18 protein-coding genes and 1 pseudogene are annotated in these 17,428 nt (G+C 70.9%); 10 read left to right on the top strand and 9 right to left on the bottom strand.

What is annotated here, in order from left to right; genetic code table 11:
* The first annotated feature begins 137 nt into the window (after positions 1-137).
* From ectA to thpD, 4 genes are all read left to right on the top strand, one after another.
* Positions 138-650 (top strand): diaminobutyrate acetyltransferase, encoded by a 513-nt coding sequence (gene ectA, locus ACZ3IG_RS28610; protein ID WP_467435641.1) that lies wholly within the window; start codon positions 138-140, stop codon positions 648-650.
* Between the two features lie 66 nt (positions 651-716).
* The gene (ectB, locus tag ACZ3IG_RS28615; RefSeq protein WP_467435643.1) at positions 717-1,988 is read left to right on the top strand and encodes a diaminobutyrate--2-oxoglutarate transaminase; all 1,272 of its coding nucleotides are present in this window, start codon (positions 717-719) and stop codon (positions 1,986-1,988) included.
* A 51-nt stretch (positions 1,989-2,039) separates the two neighbouring features.
* Entirely contained in the window at positions 2,040-2,438 is a 399-nt protein-coding gene (locus ACZ3IG_RS28620; protein WP_403536595.1) for an ectoine synthase, read from the top strand.
* 7 nt (positions 2,439-2,445) lie between these two features.
* The gene (thpD, locus tag ACZ3IG_RS28625; RefSeq protein WP_467435645.1) at positions 2,446-3,357 is read left to right on the top strand and encodes an ectoine hydroxylase; all 912 of its coding nucleotides are present in this window, start codon (positions 2,446-2,448) and stop codon (positions 3,355-3,357) included.
* 65 nt (positions 3,358-3,422) lie between these two features.
* Here thpD and ACZ3IG_RS28630 read toward each other — a convergent pair whose 3' ends face one another.
* The 4 genes from ACZ3IG_RS28630 to ACZ3IG_RS28645 all read right to left on the bottom strand — a co-directional run bounded on the left by ACZ3IG_RS28630 (position 3,423) and on the right by ACZ3IG_RS28645 (position 6,589).
* Positions 3,423-4,469 carry an aminotransferase class V-fold PLP-dependent enzyme gene (locus ACZ3IG_RS28630; protein ID WP_467435646.1) on the bottom strand — a complete coding sequence of 349 codons (1,047 nt, stop codon included), beginning with the start codon at positions 4,467-4,469 and terminating at the stop codon, positions 3,423-3,425.
* A 5-nt stretch (positions 4,470-4,474) separates the two neighbouring features.
* Positions 4,475-5,242 carry a DsbA family oxidoreductase gene (locus tag ACZ3IG_RS28635; protein ID WP_467435648.1) on the bottom strand — a complete coding sequence of 256 codons (768 nt, stop codon included), beginning with the start codon at positions 5,240-5,242 and terminating at the stop codon, positions 4,475-4,477.
* A gap of 104 nt (positions 5,243-5,346) precedes the next feature.
* Entirely contained in the window at positions 5,347-5,955 is a 609-nt protein-coding gene (locus ACZ3IG_RS28640) for a DUF1349 domain-containing protein (protein ID WP_467435649.1), read from the bottom strand.
* Between the two features lie 37 nt (positions 5,956-5,992).
* Positions 5,993-6,589, bottom strand: coding sequence for an LURP-one-related family protein (locus ACZ3IG_RS28645; protein WP_467435650.1), 597 nt, complete (start codon positions 6,587-6,589; stop codon positions 5,993-5,995).
* A gap of 218 nt (positions 6,590-6,807) precedes the next feature.
* Here ACZ3IG_RS28645 and ACZ3IG_RS28650 point away from each other — a divergent pair, with 218 nt between their 5' ends.
* Together ACZ3IG_RS28650 and ACZ3IG_RS28655 are read left to right on the top strand one after the other, a co-directional pair.
* Positions 6,808-8,529: a sensor histidine kinase gene (locus tag ACZ3IG_RS28650; protein ID WP_467435652.1), complete on the top strand. Its 1,722-nt coding sequence runs from the start codon at positions 6,808-6,810 to the stop codon at positions 8,527-8,529.
* Between the two features lie 98 nt (positions 8,530-8,627).
* A complete protein-coding gene (locus tag ACZ3IG_RS28655; RefSeq protein ID WP_467435653.1) occupies positions 8,628-9,290 on the top strand; it encodes a response regulator transcription factor in 663 nt (220 codons plus the stop codon).
* 3 nt (positions 9,291-9,293) lie between these two features.
* Here the strand turns inward: ACZ3IG_RS28655 and ACZ3IG_RS28660 are convergent, their stop codons facing one another.
* Positions 9,294-10,823 (bottom strand): aldehyde dehydrogenase (NADP(+)), encoded by a 1,530-nt coding sequence (locus ACZ3IG_RS28660; RefSeq protein ID WP_467435655.1) that lies wholly within the window; start codon positions 10,821-10,823, stop codon positions 9,294-9,296.
* Positions 10,824-10,926: 103 nt separating this feature from the next.
* Between ACZ3IG_RS28660 and ACZ3IG_RS28665 the strand changes: the two genes are divergently transcribed.
* The 3 genes from ACZ3IG_RS28665 (at position 10,927) to ACZ3IG_RS28675 (ending at position 13,714) form a co-directional block, all read left to right on the top strand.
* The gene (locus ACZ3IG_RS28665; protein WP_467435656.1) at positions 10,927-11,700 is read left to right on the top strand and encodes an IclR family transcriptional regulator; all 774 of its coding nucleotides are present in this window, start codon (positions 10,927-10,929) and stop codon (positions 11,698-11,700) included.
* A 3-nt stretch (positions 11,701-11,703) separates the two neighbouring features.
* A complete protein-coding gene (locus ACZ3IG_RS28670; protein ID WP_467435657.1) occupies positions 11,704-12,177 on the top strand; it encodes a GNAT family N-acetyltransferase in 474 nt (157 codons plus the stop codon).
* A 79-nt stretch (positions 12,178-12,256) separates the two neighbouring features.
* Positions 12,257-13,714, top strand: a complete 1,458-nt coding sequence (locus tag ACZ3IG_RS28675) for a peptidoglycan D,D-transpeptidase FtsI family protein (RefSeq protein WP_467435659.1) — start codon at positions 12,257-12,259, stop codon at positions 13,712-13,714.
* Here the strand turns inward: ACZ3IG_RS28675 and ACZ3IG_RS28680 are convergent, their stop codons facing one another.
* The 3 genes from ACZ3IG_RS28680 to ACZ3IG_RS28690 form a co-directional block, all read right to left on the bottom strand.
* Entirely contained in the window at positions 13,715-14,182 is a 468-nt protein-coding gene (locus tag ACZ3IG_RS28680) for a hypothetical protein (protein WP_467435660.1), read from the bottom strand. It abuts the gene before it with no gap.
* 220 nt (positions 14,183-14,402) lie between these two features.
* Positions 14,403-14,786: a VOC family protein gene (locus ACZ3IG_RS28685; RefSeq protein ID WP_388091659.1), complete on the bottom strand. Its 384-nt coding sequence runs from the start codon at positions 14,784-14,786 to the stop codon at positions 14,403-14,405.
* A 233-nt stretch (positions 14,787-15,019) separates the two neighbouring features.
* Entirely contained in the window at positions 15,020-16,153 is a 1,134-nt protein-coding gene (locus ACZ3IG_RS28690) for an IS701 family transposase (RefSeq protein ID WP_467435661.1), read from the bottom strand.
* 291 nt (positions 16,154-16,444) lie between these two features.
* Between ACZ3IG_RS28690 and ACZ3IG_RS28695 the strand changes: the two are divergent.
* A pseudogene (locus tag ACZ3IG_RS28695) lies at positions 16,445-17,013 on the top strand (site-specific integrase); the annotation flags it as partial.
* Between the two features lie 132 nt (positions 17,014-17,145).
* Here ACZ3IG_RS28695 and ACZ3IG_RS28700 read toward each other — a convergent pair.
* Positions 17,146-17,427 (bottom strand): DUF6881 domain-containing protein, encoded by a 282-nt coding sequence (locus ACZ3IG_RS28700; protein ID WP_467435662.1) that lies wholly within the window; start codon positions 17,425-17,427, stop codon positions 17,146-17,148.
* Between the last annotated feature and the right edge of the window lies 1 nt (position 17,428).

Raw genomic sequence — 17,428 nt, forward strand, 5'->3', positions numbered from 1 at the left:
ATAAGTCCCGGGCAAATCACCACAAACCCCAGGCCCCTCCTGCGACCACTCGCGCCCGCGTGATAACACACGCCATCGCCATTCGTAACCCCGCCCGGCGATGCAATTTTGCATTTCCCTGGGTAAGTTCAATTTGCATGACTGCCGCACAAGCAGACCTGCACATCGATCGTCCGAGAGTGGCGGACGGAGCCGCGCTGTGGCGTATAGCGAGGGATTCGAAGGTCCTGGACCTGAACTCCTCCTACGCCTATCTGCTGTGGTGCCGTGACTTCGCCGCGACCTCGGCCGTCGCTCGCGCGGCGAGCGGCGAGGCGGTCGGGTTCGTCACCGGCTATGTGCGGCCGGACCGTCCCGGCACCCTGCTGGTCTGGCAGGTGGCGGTGGACGAGGCGTACCGCGGTCGTGGACTGGCCGCGCAACTGCTCGACGGTCTGGTCGCGCGCGCCGTGACGGAGCAGGCGCTGACCACGCTGGAGACGACCATCAGCCCGGACAACCTCCCCTCCCGACGGCTGTTCACCTCGTTCGCCGAGCGCCACGGCGCCGCGCTGGAGCGAGAGACGCTGTTCGACGCCGGTCTGTTCCCCGACGGACCGCACGAGCCCGAGGTCCTGTACCGCATCGGCCCCCTGTCAGCGGCCCGCTGACACCGGACCCCCACCGACTTCGACTTCCCTCACCTCACCCCTCACCGCACCGAGGAGCGATTCGTCGTGACCATCACCCAGCCCGACCTGAGTGTCTTCGAGACCCTGGAGTCCGAGGTACGCAGCTACTGCCGCGGCTGGCCCACCGTCTTCGACCGCGCGCACGGCAGCCGCATGTACGACGAGGACGGCCACGAGTACCTCGACTTCTTCGCCGGAGCCGGGTCGCTCAACTACGGGCACAACAACCCCGTGCTGAAACGGGCGTTGATCGACTACCTGGAGCGGGACGGCGTCACGCACGGTCTCGACATGTCGACCACCGCCAAGCGCCGCTTCCTGGAGACCTTCCAGAACCTGGTGCTGCGCCCCCGTGACCTGCCGTACAAGGTCATGTTCCCCGGTCCGACCGGCACCAACGCGGTGGAGGCCGCGCTGAAGCTGGCCCGCAAGGTCAAGGGCCGCGAGGCGATCGTCTCCTTCACCAACGCCTTCCACGGGATGTCGCTGGGCTCGCTCGCCGTGACCGGCAACGCCTTCAAGCGGGCCGGCGCCGGCATCCCGCTGGTGCACGGCACCCCGATGCCGTTCGACAACTACTTCGACGGCACGGTCGAGGACTTCCTGTGGTTCGAGCGGCTCCTGGAGGACCAGGGCTCGGGCCTGAACAAGCCCGCCGCCGTGATCGTGGAGACCGTGCAGGGCGAGGGCGGCATCAACGTGGCCCGCCTGGAGTGGCTGCGCGCGCTCGCCGAGCTGTGCGAGCGGCAGGACATGCTGCTGATCGTCGACGACATCCAGATGGGCTGCGGCCGGACCGGCGCCTTCTTCTCCTTCGAGGAGGCGGGCATCACGCCGGACATCGTCACCGTCTCCAAGTCCATCAGCGGCTACGGCCTGCCGATGTCGCTGTGCCTGTTCAAGCCCGAACTGGACGTCTGGGAGCCGGGCGAGCACAACGGCACCTTCCGCGGCAACAACCCCGCCTTCGTCACCGCGACCGCCGCCCTGGAGACCTACTGGGCCGACGGCTCCGCGATGGAGAAGCAGACCCGCGCCCGCGGCGAGCGGATCGAGCAGCACCTGATCTCGATCACCGAGGAGAACCTCGCCGACATCAAGGAGTACCGGGGTCGCGGCCTGGTCTGGGGCCTGGAGTTCCACGACAAGGACCGCGCCGGCCGTGTCGCCAAGCGCGCCTTCGAGCACGGGCTGCTGATCGAGACGTCCGGCCCGGAGAGCGAGGTCGTCAAACTGCTCCCGGCCCTCACCCTCACCCCCGACGAGCTGGACGAGGGCATGAAGACCCTCGCCCGAGCCGTCCGCGAGACCGTCTGAGACGGTTCCGCACCCCCCCTGTAACACCCGAGTAGGAGGCATCGCCACACCGTGATCGTCCGTTCCTTCGACGAATTCAAGGGCACCGACCGGCACGTCAAGTCCGAGGGCGGGACCTGGGAGAGCACCCGCATCGTCCTCGCCAAGGAGGGCGTCGGCTTCTCCGTCCACGAGACCATCCTGTACGCGGGCACGTCGACGGACATGTGGTACCAGAACCACATCGAGGCCGTCGTCTGCACCAAGGGCGACGCCGAGCTGACCGACCGCGAGACCGGGAAGACGTACCACATCACGCCCGGCACCATGTACCTCCTCAACGGCCACGAGCGGCACACGCTCAAGGTCAAGGAGGACTTCCACTGCATCTGCGTGTTCAACCCGCCCGTGACCGGACGGGAGGACCACGACGAGAACGGCACCTACCCGCTGCTCACCGAGGAGGTGTGAGGAACCCGTGACCGCGACCACCGAGACCCCCGCGACCACTGTCACCGATCTCTACCCCACCCGAGGCGCCACCGAGGTGGCCACCCCCCGCCAGGACCCGGTCGTCTGGGGCGCGCCCGACGCGCCCGGGCCGTTCGGGCCGAGCGACCTGCAGTCCTTCGAGCGCGACGGCTTCTTCGCCATCGACCAGCTCATCACGCCGGACGAGGTCGCCGTCTACCGGGAGGAACTGGACCGCCTCGTCACCAGCCCGGAGATCCGCGCCGACGAACGCTCGATCGTCGAGCCGCGGTCCAAGGAGATCCGGTCCGTCTTCGAGGTGCACAAGATCAGCGAGGTCTTCGCCCGGCTCGTGCGCGACGAGCGGGTCGTGGGCCGTGCCCGGCAGATCCTCGGCTCGGACGTCTACGTCCACCAGTCGCGGATCAACGTCAAGCCGGGCTTCGGCGCCAGCGGTTTCTACTGGCACTCGGACTTCGAGACCTGGCACGCCGAGGACGGTCTGCCGCGGATGCGTACGGTGTCGGTCTCCATCGCGCTGACCGAGAACCACGACACCAACGGCGGACTCATGATCATGCCGGGGTCGCACAGGACGTTCCTCGGGTGCGCGGGTGAGACGCCGAAGGACAACTACAAGAAGTCGCTCCAGATGCAGGACGCGGGCACGCCGTCCGACGAGGGGCTGACCAAGATGGCCTCGGAGTACGGCATCAAGCTGTTCACCGGCAAGGCCGGCTCGGCGACCTGGTTCGACTGCAACTGCATGCACGGGTCCGGGGACAACATCACCCCGTTCCCCCGCTCCAACGTCTTCATCGTGTTCAACAGCGTGGAGAACGCGGCGGTGGAGCCGTTCGCGGCGCCGGTACGGCGTCCGGAGTTCATCGGCGCGCGGGACTTCACGCCGGTGAGGTGACCGGCTGACGCGGCCACCGGGCCGGTGCCTCCTCGTGCGGTACGGGAGGCACCGGCCCGGTCGCGTCACCCCAGGGCGTCCAGCAGCCGGTCGACGTCCGCCTCCGTGTTGTACAGGTGGAAGGCGACGCGCAGGTTGCCCGCCCGGTCGGCGACCTGGATGCCGGCCCGGCTCAACTCGCCCTGCCGCCGGCCGAGTCCGGGCACCGAGACGATCGCCGAGCCCGGCGCGGGCACCGGCTCGTGCCCGAGCGTGGCCAGCCCGGCCCGGAACCGGTCGGCGAGCGCGAGGTCGTGGGCGTGCACGGCGTCCACCCCGAGTTCCTCGATCAGTGCCAGGGAGTGCCGGGCGGCGGCGTAGGACAGCAGGGCGGGGCTCTCGTCGAACCGGCGGGCGGAGCGGGCCAGTTCCTGGACCGGACCGTAGGTGCTCTGCCAGGGGTGCTCGCCCGCGGCCCAGCCGGCGAACAGCGGGGTCAGCCCGCCCAGGTCCTCGGGGACGACGAGGAAGGCGACCCCGCGCGGGCACAGCACCCACTTGTAGGCGACGACCGCGACGTAGTCGACGTCGGCGACGGCCAGCGGCAGCCAGCCGGCCGACTGGGAGGCGTCCAGGAAGATCCGCGCGCCGTGCTCCCGGGCGGCGGCGCGCAGTGCGGGCAGGTCGACGAGCCGCCCGTCGGCGGACTGCACGGCGCTCACGGCGACGAGGGCGGTGTCCGCGGTGACCGACTCGGCGATCCGCTCCAGCGGCACGGCCCGCACCTTGAGGTCGCCGCGTACGTGGAAGGGGTTGACCAGGGAGCTGAAGTCGTCCTCGGCGGTGAGGACTTCGGCGCCCGGCGGCAGCGAGGCCGCGATCACGCCGCTGTAGACGGCGACCGACGCGCCGACGGCGACCCGGGAGACGGGCACCCCGGCGATCCGCGCGAACGCGGCCCGGGACGCCTCGACGTCGGCGAACATGTCCGACGGCTGCCCGGCCGCCACGGACGCCACCGCGTCCCGCAGCGCGGCGACGGACCGGGCGGGCAGCAGCCCCAGAGTGGCGGTGTTCAGATAGACGGTCTCCGGCCGGAACTCGGCACGGACGAGACGATCGAAGCTCTGCATGCCCCCTACTGTGCGGCCCCGGCCGTCCCCCGTCCATCGTGTTCTCCGGCTCGCGGCACCGCGCAGCCGTCGGGGCCGCAGGCGTCGCCGCCCTCCACGGCCGCCTGCGTGCCCTGGACCATGGCGAGCGGCGCCCGCGCCTGCCACGCCTGGGTGAGTGCCTGTGCGAAGACCTCGGCGGGCTGGGCGCCGGAGACGCCGTACGCCCGGTCGAGGACGAAGAACGGCACACCGTTCGCGCCGAGCCGCGCGGCCTCCCGCTCGTCGGCGCGCACCTCGTCGGCGTACGCCGTCGGGTCGGCGAGGACCTCGCGCGCCGCGTCCGTGTCGAGACCGGCGGCGCCGGCCAGCCCGACGAGGCGTTCGTCGTCGTCGAAGACGGACCGCTCCTCGGCGAAGTTCGCCCGGTACAGCAGGTCGAGCAGCTGTGGCTGGCGGCCCCGCTCGCGGGCGAAGTGCAGCAGGCGGTGCATGTCGAAGGTGCTGCCGTGGTCGCGGCCCCGGGTGCGGTAGGGCAGGCCCTCGGCGGCGGCCTGGGTGCCCAGGTTGTCCTCACCGGCCTCGGCCTGCGCCTCGCTCATGCCGTACTTCCTGGTGAGCATCGCGATCACCGGCTGGATGTCGTCCTTGGCGCGGCCCGGGTCCAGCTCGAAGGAACGGTGCACGACCTCGACCTGCTCCCGGTGCGGGAAGGCGGCCAGCGCCTTCTCGAAACGGGCCTTTCCGACATAGCACCAGGGGCAGCCGATGTCAGACCAGATTTCCACGCGCATCGCGATCGGCACTCCAGGTCGTACGGGTACGGAGACTCCCTCCGGCGACTGCGTGAACATTCAAGGAGCCGCTTCCATTCCCCGGCCGCCCCGGCCCGTGCCTCTCAGCTACCGTCCCGCAGGTCATGCGGCCAGTGGGGCCGGTACTCGATGTGGTCGTACGTCACCACGCACCCCTCCCCCGTCGGCGACTGGGTCATGAAGCCGATCAGGGCGGCCCCCGTCTCCGTCTCGTCGCCGAGGGTGAAGAGGCGGACGAAGGTCCAGCGCTCGCCGTCCCCGGAGGCGTGGAAGGCGAAGGCACGACCGGTGCGGCTCACCCGGAGCCAGACGGAACCGCCGTCGACGGTGAAGGAGTTGGCGTCGTCGGAGTGGCCCCGGGTGACCACGGTGCAGACGGTGGGCACGTCCGGCGAGTACTCCAGGCAGAGCTTGGCCCACGCCCGCTCGCCCACGTGGACGTAGAGGACGCCCGCGTCGAAGGAGGCGGCGAAGCCGACCGTGACGCGGGCGATCAGCTGGAAGTCGCCCTCGGGCGCGCCCAGCAGGCGCGGCGCGTCCGAGGCCGGGTCCAGTGCCTCGTCGGTGGGCGGCACGAAACGGTCCTGCCGGGGTCCGGCCCATCCGGTGAGGACGCCGTCCTCGTGGGACCAGTGGCCGTCGGGGCCGTAGGTGCGCAAGGGGAAGGGCAGTTCGGGGATCTTCAGGTCCATGGCGGGATTGTCGCAGGGCGTGATCCGGGCGTACCGGTCAGCGGCCCTGGAACGCGTCCAGCGCCACGGCCTGGGCGATGGCGAGGCGCGGGTCCAGACCGGGCGCGGCCATGTCCACCACATAGCGGTCGCGCAGCCCGGGCTTCTTGTCGACCGTCATCACCGGCTCGCCGTCCGCCTCGAAGTCGAAGTGGTACGGCCACGGGAACGGCACCTGGTCCAGCGGCAGGAAGCCCCAGACGCGGCGGAGGACGGCCACGAACCAGTTGTGCTCCCGCCCGACGGCCGCGGGCGAACCCGGCTGTTCCAGGACCCACGTCGAGCGCACCAGGGAGGTGAAGAACTTCTCCTCGAACGCGCCGATGAGGTCGCCCTCCGCGTCCCGTACGTCGTAGCCGTCGCCGAGGTCGCGGAGGCCGCGGTCCGTCACGGTGAACAGGACCCGCTTCCTCGACTCGTCGGCGTAGAAGGCCGTCTCCTCCTTGAGCGAGAACCACTTCAGCTCGGCGACGGCGAGGACCGCGCCGTCGGAGCCGTCCGGCAGCGACTCCCGCACGGTGTACCGGCGGGCCGCGAGGGCGGCCTCCTGCCGCACGGTGAAACGTCCGCCGGTCCACTGTCCCGCACTGTCCACTGCTGCCTCCCGAAGACGCCCGTGCCCACGCCGTCGCCCGTGTGCGTACGGCACAGCCATCGTCACCGCGCGCCCCGCCCCGGAGCAGTCTCCGTAAGTCGCCCTCCGCAACGACCGAAGAGGACAGGCCCTCGGCGGCCGGACGTTCACTTTCGTCGCCGGAGACCGCGCCGAAGGAGGGATGCGGGCGCCCGGGGGCGAGCCTCTATCGTCTGCGCGTGGACGCAGTCGAAACACCCCGCACCGGCCTGCCGCTCCGTCACCGGCTCGCCGCCGCCTCCCCCTGGCCCCGCAAGCGGATCGTCGGGGAGGCCGTACTCGCCGTGGCGCTCTCCGGTATCGCGGGCTCGCTCTACTCGACGGAGTCCGGGTCCGTGGCGCGGGGCGTCGCCCTGGCCCTGGCCGTCGCCGTGCTGTCGCTGGCCCGCCGCGCCCTGCCGGCCACCGTGCTGCTGGTCTCGTCGGCCCTGGCCGGGTCGGTCCTCGGTACGTTCGCGCTGCTGATCTGCGCCAGTTGGTCGGCGGGCAGCCGCATCGGACGTCCGGCGCGCGCGCTGGCCGCGTACGCGGCCGGACTCGTGCTCTACGCCGTCCTCACCGTCACGACCGACGAGGTGCTCCGGTCGTCGCCGCTGGTCGCGGTCGCGCTGGGCGGCAGCCCGTTCCTGGTGATGGCGGTCGTGCCGGGGCTCGCCGCCCGGTACCGCGCCCAGCGCCACGCCCTGCTCGACGCCCTGCGCCGGCACAACGCCCAACTGATGCGCGAACAGGCGATGGTGGCGCGGCAGGCCCGGCTGCTGGAGCGGCAGCGCATCGCCCAGGACATGCACGACAGCCTCGGCCACCAGCTCGCCCTGATCGCCGTGCACACCGGGGCGCTGGAGGTGGACCCGGAGCTGAACGACCGCCAGCGGGAAGGCGTCGGCATCCTCCGGGAGGCCGCGAGGTCGGCGATGCGGGAGCTGCGCGAGGCCGTGGGCATCCTGCGGGACGACGCGGAGGCGGCCCCGCCCGGCTCCCGGGACGCCGGGCCTTCGACGGACCGCGCGGCGGCCTCCGTCGACACCCTGGTCGCGTCGTCGCGGGCCGCGGGCACGACGGTCGAGCTGCGCCGGTCCGGCGCCGAACGGGCCCTCACGCCCGCCGTGGACCGCGCGGTGTACCGCATCGCCCAGGAGGGCCTGACCAACGCCCACAAGCACGCGCCGGGCGCCCCGATCACCGTGGCGCTGCGCTACGAACCGGACAGCCTGGTGGTCGAGGTGGCCAACGGGCCGGTGCCGGCCGGGGCGCCGGCCGGGCCCCCCGCGATCAGCGGCGGCCAGGGACTGACGGGCCTGCGGGAGCGGGCCCGGCTGGTCGGCGGCATGGTGCACACCGGCCCCACCCCCGACGGCGGTTTCCGGCTCGCGGGTGTACTGCCGTACGGCGGCGACGCCGACGGCGAGCGGCCGTCCCGTGCGGACGACGCGACTTTCGTCGCCGCGGGCGGCGACTTCCGGGGGCAGACCGGCGGGGGCCCCGCGGGCGACGGTGGTGACGTCATCGAACGCACCGATCCGCACAAGGAGTTCGCGACCATCATGAGCAGCAGGAAGAACGTCGCCCTGGGATGTGCCCTCACCGCCGTGGTCCTCGTCGTGGGCATCGGCGCCCTTCTGGTGTGGGCGGGCTCGAAACTCGTGGACGAGGTGGAGAACGGCGTCATCCCGGCGAGCGTGTACGAGTCGGCCCGGGTCGGCGACGACGAGGCGGAGCTGCGGAAGAAGTTCCCGAACGGCGATTCGCTGCTCACCGACGGCGTGGAGAAGGACGGCCCGCCGCTGCCCGAGGACGCCGTGTGCGAGCACTTCGTGGACGACGAGGAGGACATCGTCTACCGGTTCTGCTTCAGCGACGGGAAGCTGTCCTCGAAGGAGTCCTACAAGCACGAGGTATGACACGGCCCGTGGCCGCGTGCGCGGCGGCATCGGGCATGATGGGCGGGCTCCACCACCCGTTCTTCCCATCGCCCTACCGACACCGCGCAGGAGGCCGCGTGATCCGGGTCCTCGTCGCCGACGACGAACCGCTCATCAGGGCCGGCATCAGGATGATCCTCACCTCGGCCGACGACATCGACGTCGTCGCCGAGGCGCGGGACGGCAGGGAGGCGGTGGAGACCGCCCGGAGCACCGCGGTCGACGTGGCCCTGCTGGACATCCAGATGCCCGTGATGGACGGGCTGACCGCGCTGGCCGAGCTGGGCCGCGCCGCGCCGGGGGTGCGCGTGCTGATCCTGACCACGTTCGGGGAACGGGACAACGTCCTGCGGGCGCTCGGCCACGGCAGCGCGGGCTTCCTGCTGAAGGACTCCGCGCCGCAGGAACTGATCCACGCGGTCCGCGCGGCGGCGGCCGGCGACGCCTATCTGTCCCCGGCCGCCACCCGGCACGTGGTGGACACCCTCGCCTCGCCCTCCGCCACGGTGCGCGGCGAGGAGGCGCGCCGCCGCCTGGCCGGGCTGACGGCGCGCGAACGCGAGGTGCTGGCCCTGCTCGGCGAGGGCCTGTCCAACGCGGACGCCGGCGCCCGCCTGCACATGAGCGAGGCCACGGTGAAGACCTACGTCAGCCGCATCCTGACCAAGCTCGACTGCGAGAACAGGGTGCAGGCGGCGCTCCTGGCCCGCGACGCGGGCCTGGAGCCGAGCGCGGGCTGAGCCTCAGCGCTCCAGCACCCCGTTGAACCGCCGCGGCAGCCCCAGCTCGTTGGCGTCCCGCAGTTCCACCGGCAGCAGCGCCTCCGGCGTGTTCTGGTACACGACGGGCCGCAGCCACCGCTCGATCGCCGTCCCGCCCACCGACGTGGACGTCGACGTGGTCGCCGGGTACGGCCCCCCGTGGTGCTGGGCCGGAGCCACCGCGACCCCCGTCGGCCAGGCGTTCACCAGCACGCGCCCGGCCAGCGGCGTCAGCTCCTCCAGGATCTCCGCGCCCCGTCCCTCGCCGGCCGCCTCGCCGGAGGACAGGTGCACCGTCGCCGTCAGGTTGCCCGGCAGCCGCGACAGCACGGCCTCGACCTCGCCCTGGTCCTCGTAGCGCACCACGACCGTGACCGGTCCGAAGCACTCCTCCAGGAGCAGGTCGTACTCGCCCTCCCGCGCCAGCCTGCTCGCCGGCACCGTGAGGAAGCCGGGGCTGACGGTGTGCTCGTCGCCCGGGCCCGGGGTCACCGGGGCGTCGACGTCGGGCAGCTCGGCCCGCTCGGCGACGCCGGCGATGAAGTTGTCCCGCATGCGGTGGTCGAGCAGGACCCCGGCGTCGGTGCCGCTGACGGCCTCGGTCAGGGACTTGACCAGCTGGTCGCCGGCCGTGCCGGCGGGGGCCAGCACCAGGCCGGGCTTGACGCAGAACTGCCCGACGCCCATCGTCATCGACCCGGCCAGCCCGGTGCCGATCGCCTCGGGGCGCTCGGCCGCCGCGGCCTCGGTGACGACGACCGGGTTGAGGGAGCCCAGCTCGCCGTGGAAGGGGATCGGCACGGGGCGGGCCGCCGCCGCGTCGAAGAGGGCGCGTCCGCCGCGTACCGAGCCGGTGAAGCCGGCCGCCGCGATCAGCGGGTGCTTGACCAGCTCGACGCCGGCCTCGAAGCCGTGCACCAGACCGACGACGCCCTCGGGGATCTCGTGCCGGGCGGCGGCGCGGCGCAGCACGGCGGCGACCTGCTCGGACAGGGCCGGGTGGTCGGGGTGGGCCTTGACCACGACCGGGCAGCCGGCCGCGAGCGCGCTCGCGGTGTCGCCGCCGGGGACGGAGAAGGCGAAGGGGAAGTTGGAGGCCGAGTAGACGGCGACCACGCCGAGCGGCACCTTGTAGCGGCGCAGGTCGGGGATGGGCGGCGTCGCGGTGTCGTCCGGGTGGTCGATGACGACACCCAGGAACTCGCCCTCGTCGACGATCTTCGCGAAGGCCCGCAACTGGTAGCAGGTACGGGCGAGTTCGCCGTTCAGCCGGACCGGGCCGAGAGCCGTCTCGGCGTCCGCGACCTCGACGAGCGCGTCCTTGGCCGCCTCCAGCTCGTCGGCGGCCGTCCGCAGGAAGGCGGCGCGGACCGCACGGTCGGCGAGCGCCTCGCGCGCGGCGTGCGCGGCGCGGACGGCGGCGTCCACGTCCTGGGCCGTCGCCTCCACCGCGACCTGTTCGCGCTGCTTCCCGGTACGGGGGTCGACACTCCAGACTGGTGTTGCTGCCACCGCGGGTCCCTCCAGATCTAGGGACGTTCGATATACTGAACGCTGTCTCCATGGATGAATACCTTCGGAGACTATTTCCCGTCCGACGAAGGGGTCAAGGCCGATGCCGACAGGCGAGACAGGCGGCGGAGCGCAGGTCAAGTCCGCGGTGCGGACCGTCGAACTGCTGGAGTACTTCGCCGGACGCCCCGGCATGCACTCCCTCGCCTCGGTCCAGGAGGCCGTCGGGTACCCGAAGTCGAGCCTTTACATGCTGCTGCGCACCCTGGTCGACCTCGGCTGGGTGGAGACGGACGCGACGGGCACGCGGTACGGCATCGGCGTACGGGCGCTGCTGGTCGGCACCTCCTACATCGACGGCGACGAGGTGGTCGCGGCGGCCCGCCCGACCCTGGACCGGCTGAGCGACGACACCACCGAGACCATCCACCTCGCCCGCCTGGACGGCACCAACGTGGTCTACCTGGCCACCCGCCAGTCCCAGCACTACCTGCGCCCCTTCACCCGCGTCGGCCGCCGCCTGCCCGCCCACTCCACCTCCCTCGGCAAGGCGCTGCTGAGCACGTACACCGACGAGCAGGTCCGCAAGCTGCTCCCCGAGACGCTGCCGGCGCTGACCGAGCACACCCTCACCGACCGGGAGGAGCTGATCGGGGAGCTGCGCCAGATCCGCGAGCAGGGCTTCGCCGTGGACCGCGAGGAGAACACGCTGGGGCTGCGCTGCTTCGGCGTCGCCATCCCCTACCGCACCCCCGCGCGGGACGCGATCAGCTGCTCGGTGCCGGTGGCGCGGCTGACCCCGGCCCACGAGCAGTCGGTCAAGGACGCCCTGTTCGACGCCCGCGACCGGCTGCTGCTGGCCACCCGGAGGCTCTGAGCGATGCGGGTGGCGCTGCGCGAGGTGCACGACAGCGACCTGCCGGTCTTCTTCCGGCACTTCCAGGACCCCGAGGCGCTGCGCATGGCGGCGTTCACCCCCGAGGACCCGGCCGACCACGCCGCCTTCGAGGCGCGCTGGAAGCGGATCAGGTCCTCGGCCGACGTGGCGCGCACGATCGTCGCCGACGGGGACGTGGTGGGCAACGCGGCGGTGTACGGGGAGCCGGGCGAGCGCGAGGTGACGTACTGGGTGGACCGCGCGTACTGGGGCCGGGGCGTGGCGACGGCCGCGCTGCGCGCGCTGCTGGCCGAGGTCCCGGAGCGCCCGCTGTACGCGCGGGCGGCCGCCGACAACGCGGGTTCGCTGCGGGTGCTGGAGAAGTGCGGCTTCCGTCCCGGGGCACGGGTGAGGGCCTTCGCGCAGGCGCGGGGCGAGGAGATCGAGGAGATCGTGCTGACGCTGTCGCGTTCATGAGACGACGCGTTCATGAGACGAGGATGAGAAATCGGACGGGAGGGAACGATTCCCTCCCGCCTTTCGTCGTCTCAGCGGGATGAACAAGACGATCAGGCGCGCGTCGGTCTTCACACTGCTCCTGGTGTTCGCACTGCTGGTGCGGGCCACCTGGGTGCAGTTCTACGAGGGCCAGGCGCTGGCGGACGACACGGACAACCGACGCAACGCGATCCAGACGTACGCGGGGCCGCTCGGGAACATCATCGTGGCCGGCGAGGCGGTCACCGGATCGGCGCGGACGGAGGGCAGTGACCTCGCGTACAAGCGCACGTACAAGGACGGTGAGCTGTACGCGGCGGTGACGGGCTACGCCTCGCAGGCGTACGCGCCCACCCAGCTGGAGGGCATCTACGAGGACCTGCTCAACGGCACCGACCCGCAGCTGAGGACGGTGATGGACACCGTCACCGACCAGCGGGCCGACCCGGGCAACGTGATCACGACGATCGACCCGGACGTGCAGCAGGCCGGGTTCGAGGCGCTGGGCGACAACAAGGGCGCCGCGGTGGCGATGGACCCGAAGACCGGCAAGATCCTCGGAGTCGTCTCCACCCCGTCGTACGACCCGACGTCACTCACCGACGCCAACACGGCCGGTACGGCGTGGAAGAAGCTGAACGCGGACGACGACAAGCCGCTCACCAACCGCGCCCTGCGCCAGCCGCTGCCGCCGGGTTCGACGTTCAAGCTGGTGGTGGCGTCGGCGGCGCTGGAGGACGGCCTGTACGCCTCGGTGGACGAGAAGACCGACAGCCCCGACCCGTACACCCTGCCCGGAACCGTCACCCCCCTCACCAACGAGAACCCTTCCGCCCCCTGCGAGAACGCGACCATCCGCGTCGCGCTCCAGTACTCCTGCAACAACGTCTTCGGCAAGATGGCCGTCGACCTGGGCCAGGACAAGGTGCGGGCGATGGCGGAGAAGTTCGGCTTCAACGACGACGAGCAGGACGTCCCGGTGCGGGCGTACACCAGCGTCTACCCGTCCGACATGGACGAGGCGCAGACCGGCCTGTCGGGCATCGGCCAGTTCGACGTGACCGCGACCCCGCTCCAGATGGCGATGGTCTCCGCCGCCCTCGCCAACGGCGGCGAACTGGTCACCCCGCACATGGTGGCGCAGACCACCGACAGCGACGGCGACGTGCTGGAGGACTACGACGAGGACGCTTCCTCCGAGCGCGTCGTCAGCTCCTCCACCGCCGAGCAGCTCCAGTCGGCGATGCGGACGGTGGTCGAGGACGGCACCGGCTCCAACGCCCAGATCGACGGCGCGACGGTGGGCGGCAAGACGGGCACGGCACAGCACGGCGAGAACAACAGCAAGACGCCGTACGCCTGGTTCACCTCGTACGCCACCGACGACTCGACGGGCGAGCAGGTCGCCGTAGCGGTGATGGTCGAACAGTCGGACGCGGCCCGCTCCGAGGTCAGCGGCAACGGGCTGGCCGCGCCGGTGGCGAAGGCGATGATGGAGGCGGCGCTGGACGACTGACTAGCCCAGCAGCTTGACGAGCTGGGCGTCGAGCAGGGCACCGGGGACATCGGGCGTACCACTGAGGTAAGCGACGGTGTCCCCGGCCCGCAGCACGAAGGCCCGCGTCCCACCGGCGCTCAGCCCGACCGCCTGATCGGCCCCGTCGGGCGCGGTAGCGGCAACGACCTTCCCGAACTCCCGCCGCTCACCATCGACAGTCCCCTCGAACCCCTCCGCACAGGAGTCGAACGCGGCCCCGATCGCGTCCAGCGCACCGGCGGCCTGACCGGCCCCGTACTCGGCGACCACGACCCGCACCTCGACACCCTCCCCCGCCACGTCCCGCACGACGACGGACGAGGGCGCACCGACGACCGAGCCGGCCAGCACGGACCCGAGCGGAGCACAGGCGTCCACGCCGACGGTGACCTCGGCCCGCGCCCCTTCCTCCACGCTGAACCCCTCCACGTCCTGCCCACCGAGCACGGCACCATCCACCCCACCCGGCCTCGCGGAGACACTCGCCTGAACACTCGGCTTCAGCAACCCCTCCGCGGAGTCACCCCCACCGGCGACCACGTCACACGCCGCCAGCGCCCCGCACAGAACGGCCAGCACCCCACTGCGCCCCACCCGCCGCACATCCACCGTCGCGCTCCGCTCAACTAGTACTGCAGCCGCAGTTGCTGTGACCGCTGGGCTCAGGTCACGAGGACAATGCTGCTCGCTCGGATTCGGCCAGCAGTATGCAGAACTCGTTGCCTTCCGGGTCGGCGAGAATCACCCAGCCCCAGCCGTCGGGCTTGCGGTGATCGGCGACCAGGGAGGCGCCCAGCTTCAACAGCCGCTCAACCTCTGCGTCCCGTGAGGTATCCGGGCGCAGGCACAGATGGAGCCTGTTCTTGGCCGACTTCGGCTCTGGGACCTCGTTGAAGTGCAAGGCCGGGCCGCCGGGCAGCATGATCTCCGTCTCGTCGTCACCCGGAGCGTCCTCGGGATCCAGCGGGTGTCCGGTCACATCGCTCCAGAACCGCGCCAGTCGGTAGGCGTTTGCACAGTCGATCGCTATGTTCGTCACCGTTGAAGGCATGCGCGCGATCCTGTCGGAGCGGCGCCCCGCCCGCCACCGGAATATAGCCGCACCCGCGGACTGCAGCCGAGATTACGGGGGTCTATGGCCTCGGCGGCGGTAGTGGCTGAGACGGGCACGGTGTTGATGGCGGCGCCGCCAGCGTGACCAGTGCAGGATGTGACCGGCTTCGTGCCGGACGGCGTGAGCGAATCTGGTCAGCAGACGGCGGATCTCGTTCACACTCAGCGGGATCAGGTCGCGGCTGGGTCCCCCTTTTCGTGCTCAGTCGCGCGGGTGGCGGCCAGGTGGGCGGCGGCCATGGCCAGGGTGATGTGCCGGTACCAGGCCGGGTATTGGCGTACTTGGTAGTGGTCCAGGCCGGCCTCGTTCTTCGCGGCCTGGAAGCACTCCTCGATCGCCCAACGGGCGCCGGCGGCCCGCACGATCTCGGCCGGCGCCGTGCCTCTTGGGGCGTGGGTGAGGTAGTAGGCGCGCTCACCGTCGGCGAGGCTGCGGCGGATCAGCAGTGCGTCTTCGAAGTCGTCGTCGCCCTCGCCGGGCAGCGGGACCAGGGCCCAGGCGTATTCGCGCAGGCCGTGGGCGCCCTCCCCGGCCGAGCGGATCTCCCAGGCGTGCTCCGGCAGGATCGCCGAGATAGTGCGGGCGTTCTGTCCGCGTGGCCCACATCGATGCTTGCAGGAGATCGCGAGCACGTAGCTCAGGCGCTGCTCGGCCAGCCAGCCTCGCAGGACGGGATCCTGGCCGTATACCTCGTCGCCGGTTACCCAGCGAAAGGGAAGCTTCGCGGCGAGGGCCCGCTCCAGCATCGCGCGAGCCAGGGCAGGCTTGGTGTGGAAGGTGACGTCGTAGCCGATCTTCGCGTCCGCCCGGCGGGCCGGATCCTCGATCCAGGAGATGGGCAGGTACAGCTCGCGGTCGATCAACGCCCGTCCCCTGGTGGAGGCGTAGGCCAAGAACACGCCCAGCTGGCAGTTGTCGATCTTCCCGGAGGTGCCGGTGTATTGCCGTTGCACGCCGGCCGACCGGATGCCCTTCTTGATGGAGCCGGTCTCGTCCACGGCCAGCACGCCGTCCTCGGCACCGAGGTGCTCCAGCACGAAGCCGCGGACCTCGTCGCGGACCGCGTCGGCGTCCCAGTCGGCCTGGTTCAGCAGCCGTTGCATGCCGTCCGGACACAACTCGCCGGCCTGCTCGGCCAGCGTCCAGCCGTTCTTGCGCTCCAACGGCGCGAGCAGCCCGTGCAGATACTCCCTTGCCCGCCGACGCGGCTCGGACCTGCGGAAATGCCCGCCGGTTCGAGCATTCAAAGCGTCCAGACCGGCCGCCCAGCGGTGCACCTCATGAACCGTGACGTCCCCACCCATGCACAGCTCAACGAGTAGCCAGACCGACCGTCACAGCAACTGCGGCTGCAGTACTAGGCCGCACACAACGCGGGCGGGGCCCGTACGGCCGCCCGCGCTCCCGCAACCTACCGTGTCGGATCTTCGGTTGCCGGGCGGTCTGACCTGTCCTCAGCGGTAAGGGCTTGGCGAGAGGCGGGATGACCACAGTTCGCCTGATCCGAGGGTGTCGTTCACGGGTACCGTCTGAGTGTTGCCCCAGAACGGAGGCAGCCGTGCCGCAAAGCATCGAGGAGCACGTCGGCGCTCGGCGGGCTCCGCAAGGGCGAACTCCTCGGGCTGCACTGGGACGACCTCGACCTCAACACGGGAACCGCCGCCATCCACCGTTCCCTCCAGCGCACCCGCACCGGCGGCCTGACCGTCCTGTACACCAAGACCCGCGCATCCGAACGTCTCATCGTCCTCCCCACCGAATGCGTCAACTCGCTGAAGACTCACCGGGAACAGCAGGAGGAGGCACGCAGGGCCGCGGGCACGAGCTGGTCGGACAACGGCCTCGTGTTCACCACCCCCACCGGCAGCCCTCTCGAACCCGCCAACCTCACCCGCAGCTTCAGTCGACTCCTCAACCGCGCAGGGCTTCGCCGCATCCGGTTCCACTACCTACGGCACTCGACCGCCACCCTGCTTCTGGAACAGGGGTCGACCTCGTCGTAATCAAGGAACTCCTGGGGCACGCCCACATCGGCGTCACCGCCGGTGTCTACGCCCACGTAAGGCCCCGCCTCCAACGCCAGGCCATCGACACCTTCGGCAACGCCCTCAGGTCGAACGATGGCGCCCACGACGACCCACCCGCCGCAGCCGTCGTCCACTGACGTTGCCGTCAGCGTTGCCGTCAAACGACTCGGGGCCCTGCTGGAAGTCAGCAGGGCCCCGAGCTTCTTTCACCGCCAGAACGGAAGCGCTTCCTACACTCTGGCGCGCCACAAGACGAATTCAGCGGCGCGTCAGAGGTCCGTGTGCGCCTCGTTCCACGCGCGCTCAAATTCTTCCGAAGTAATCACTTGGGCAGTGAATTCCGGTTGACTGGAAATTTCCTCCAGCGACGGGAAAGGGATTTCCGAGAGGCCAACAGTTGCAGTTTCGAAACTCTCGTCCGCCCATTCGAATCGACCGTCCCGATAGAACTGCACCTTCCGAGTCTCATATCCGTCGTCGCCGAGCTCGCTGAGATAGAGCACAGGATCATCAGCGAAGTCGTGAACCCATGAGACCTTGACGTACCTCACC

The organism is Streptomyces sp. NPDC016677 (genome assembly GCF_055562815.1).

Excerpts from the sequence above, each read along its gene's own strand:
- ACZ3IG_RS28630 (WP_467435646.1), bottom strand. The coding sequence starts at position 4,469 with ATGCAGAGCTTCGATCGTCTCGTCCGTGCCGAGTTCCGGCCGGAGACC.
- ACZ3IG_RS28685 (WP_388091659.1), bottom strand. The coding sequence starts at position 14,786 with ATGCCTTCAACGGTGACGAACATAGCGATCGACTGTGCAAACGCCTAC.
- ACZ3IG_RS28690 (WP_467435661.1), bottom strand. The coding sequence starts at position 16,153 with ATGGGTGGGGACGTCACGGTTCATGAGGTGCACCGCTGGGCGGCCGGT.
- ACZ3IG_RS28670 (WP_467435657.1), top strand. The coding sequence starts at position 11,704 with ATGCGGGTGGCGCTGCGCGAGGTGCACGACAGCGACCTGCCGGTCTTC.
- ACZ3IG_RS28665 (WP_467435656.1), top strand. The coding sequence starts at position 10,927 with ATGCCGACAGGCGAGACAGGCGGCGGAGCGCAGGTCAAGTCCGCGGTG.
- ACZ3IG_RS28635 (WP_467435648.1), bottom strand. The coding sequence starts at position 5,242 with ATGCGCGTGGAAATCTGGTCTGACATCGGCTGCCCCTGGTGCTATGTC.
- ACZ3IG_RS28675 (WP_467435659.1), top strand. The coding sequence starts at position 12,257 with ATGAACAAGACGATCAGGCGCGCGTCGGTCTTCACACTGCTCCTGGTG.
- ectA (WP_467435641.1), top strand. The coding sequence starts at position 138 with ATGACTGCCGCACAAGCAGACCTGCACATCGATCGTCCGAGAGTGGCG.
- ACZ3IG_RS28640 (WP_467435649.1), bottom strand. The coding sequence starts at position 5,955 with ATGGACCTGAAGATCCCCGAACTGCCCTTCCCCTTGCGCACCTACGGC.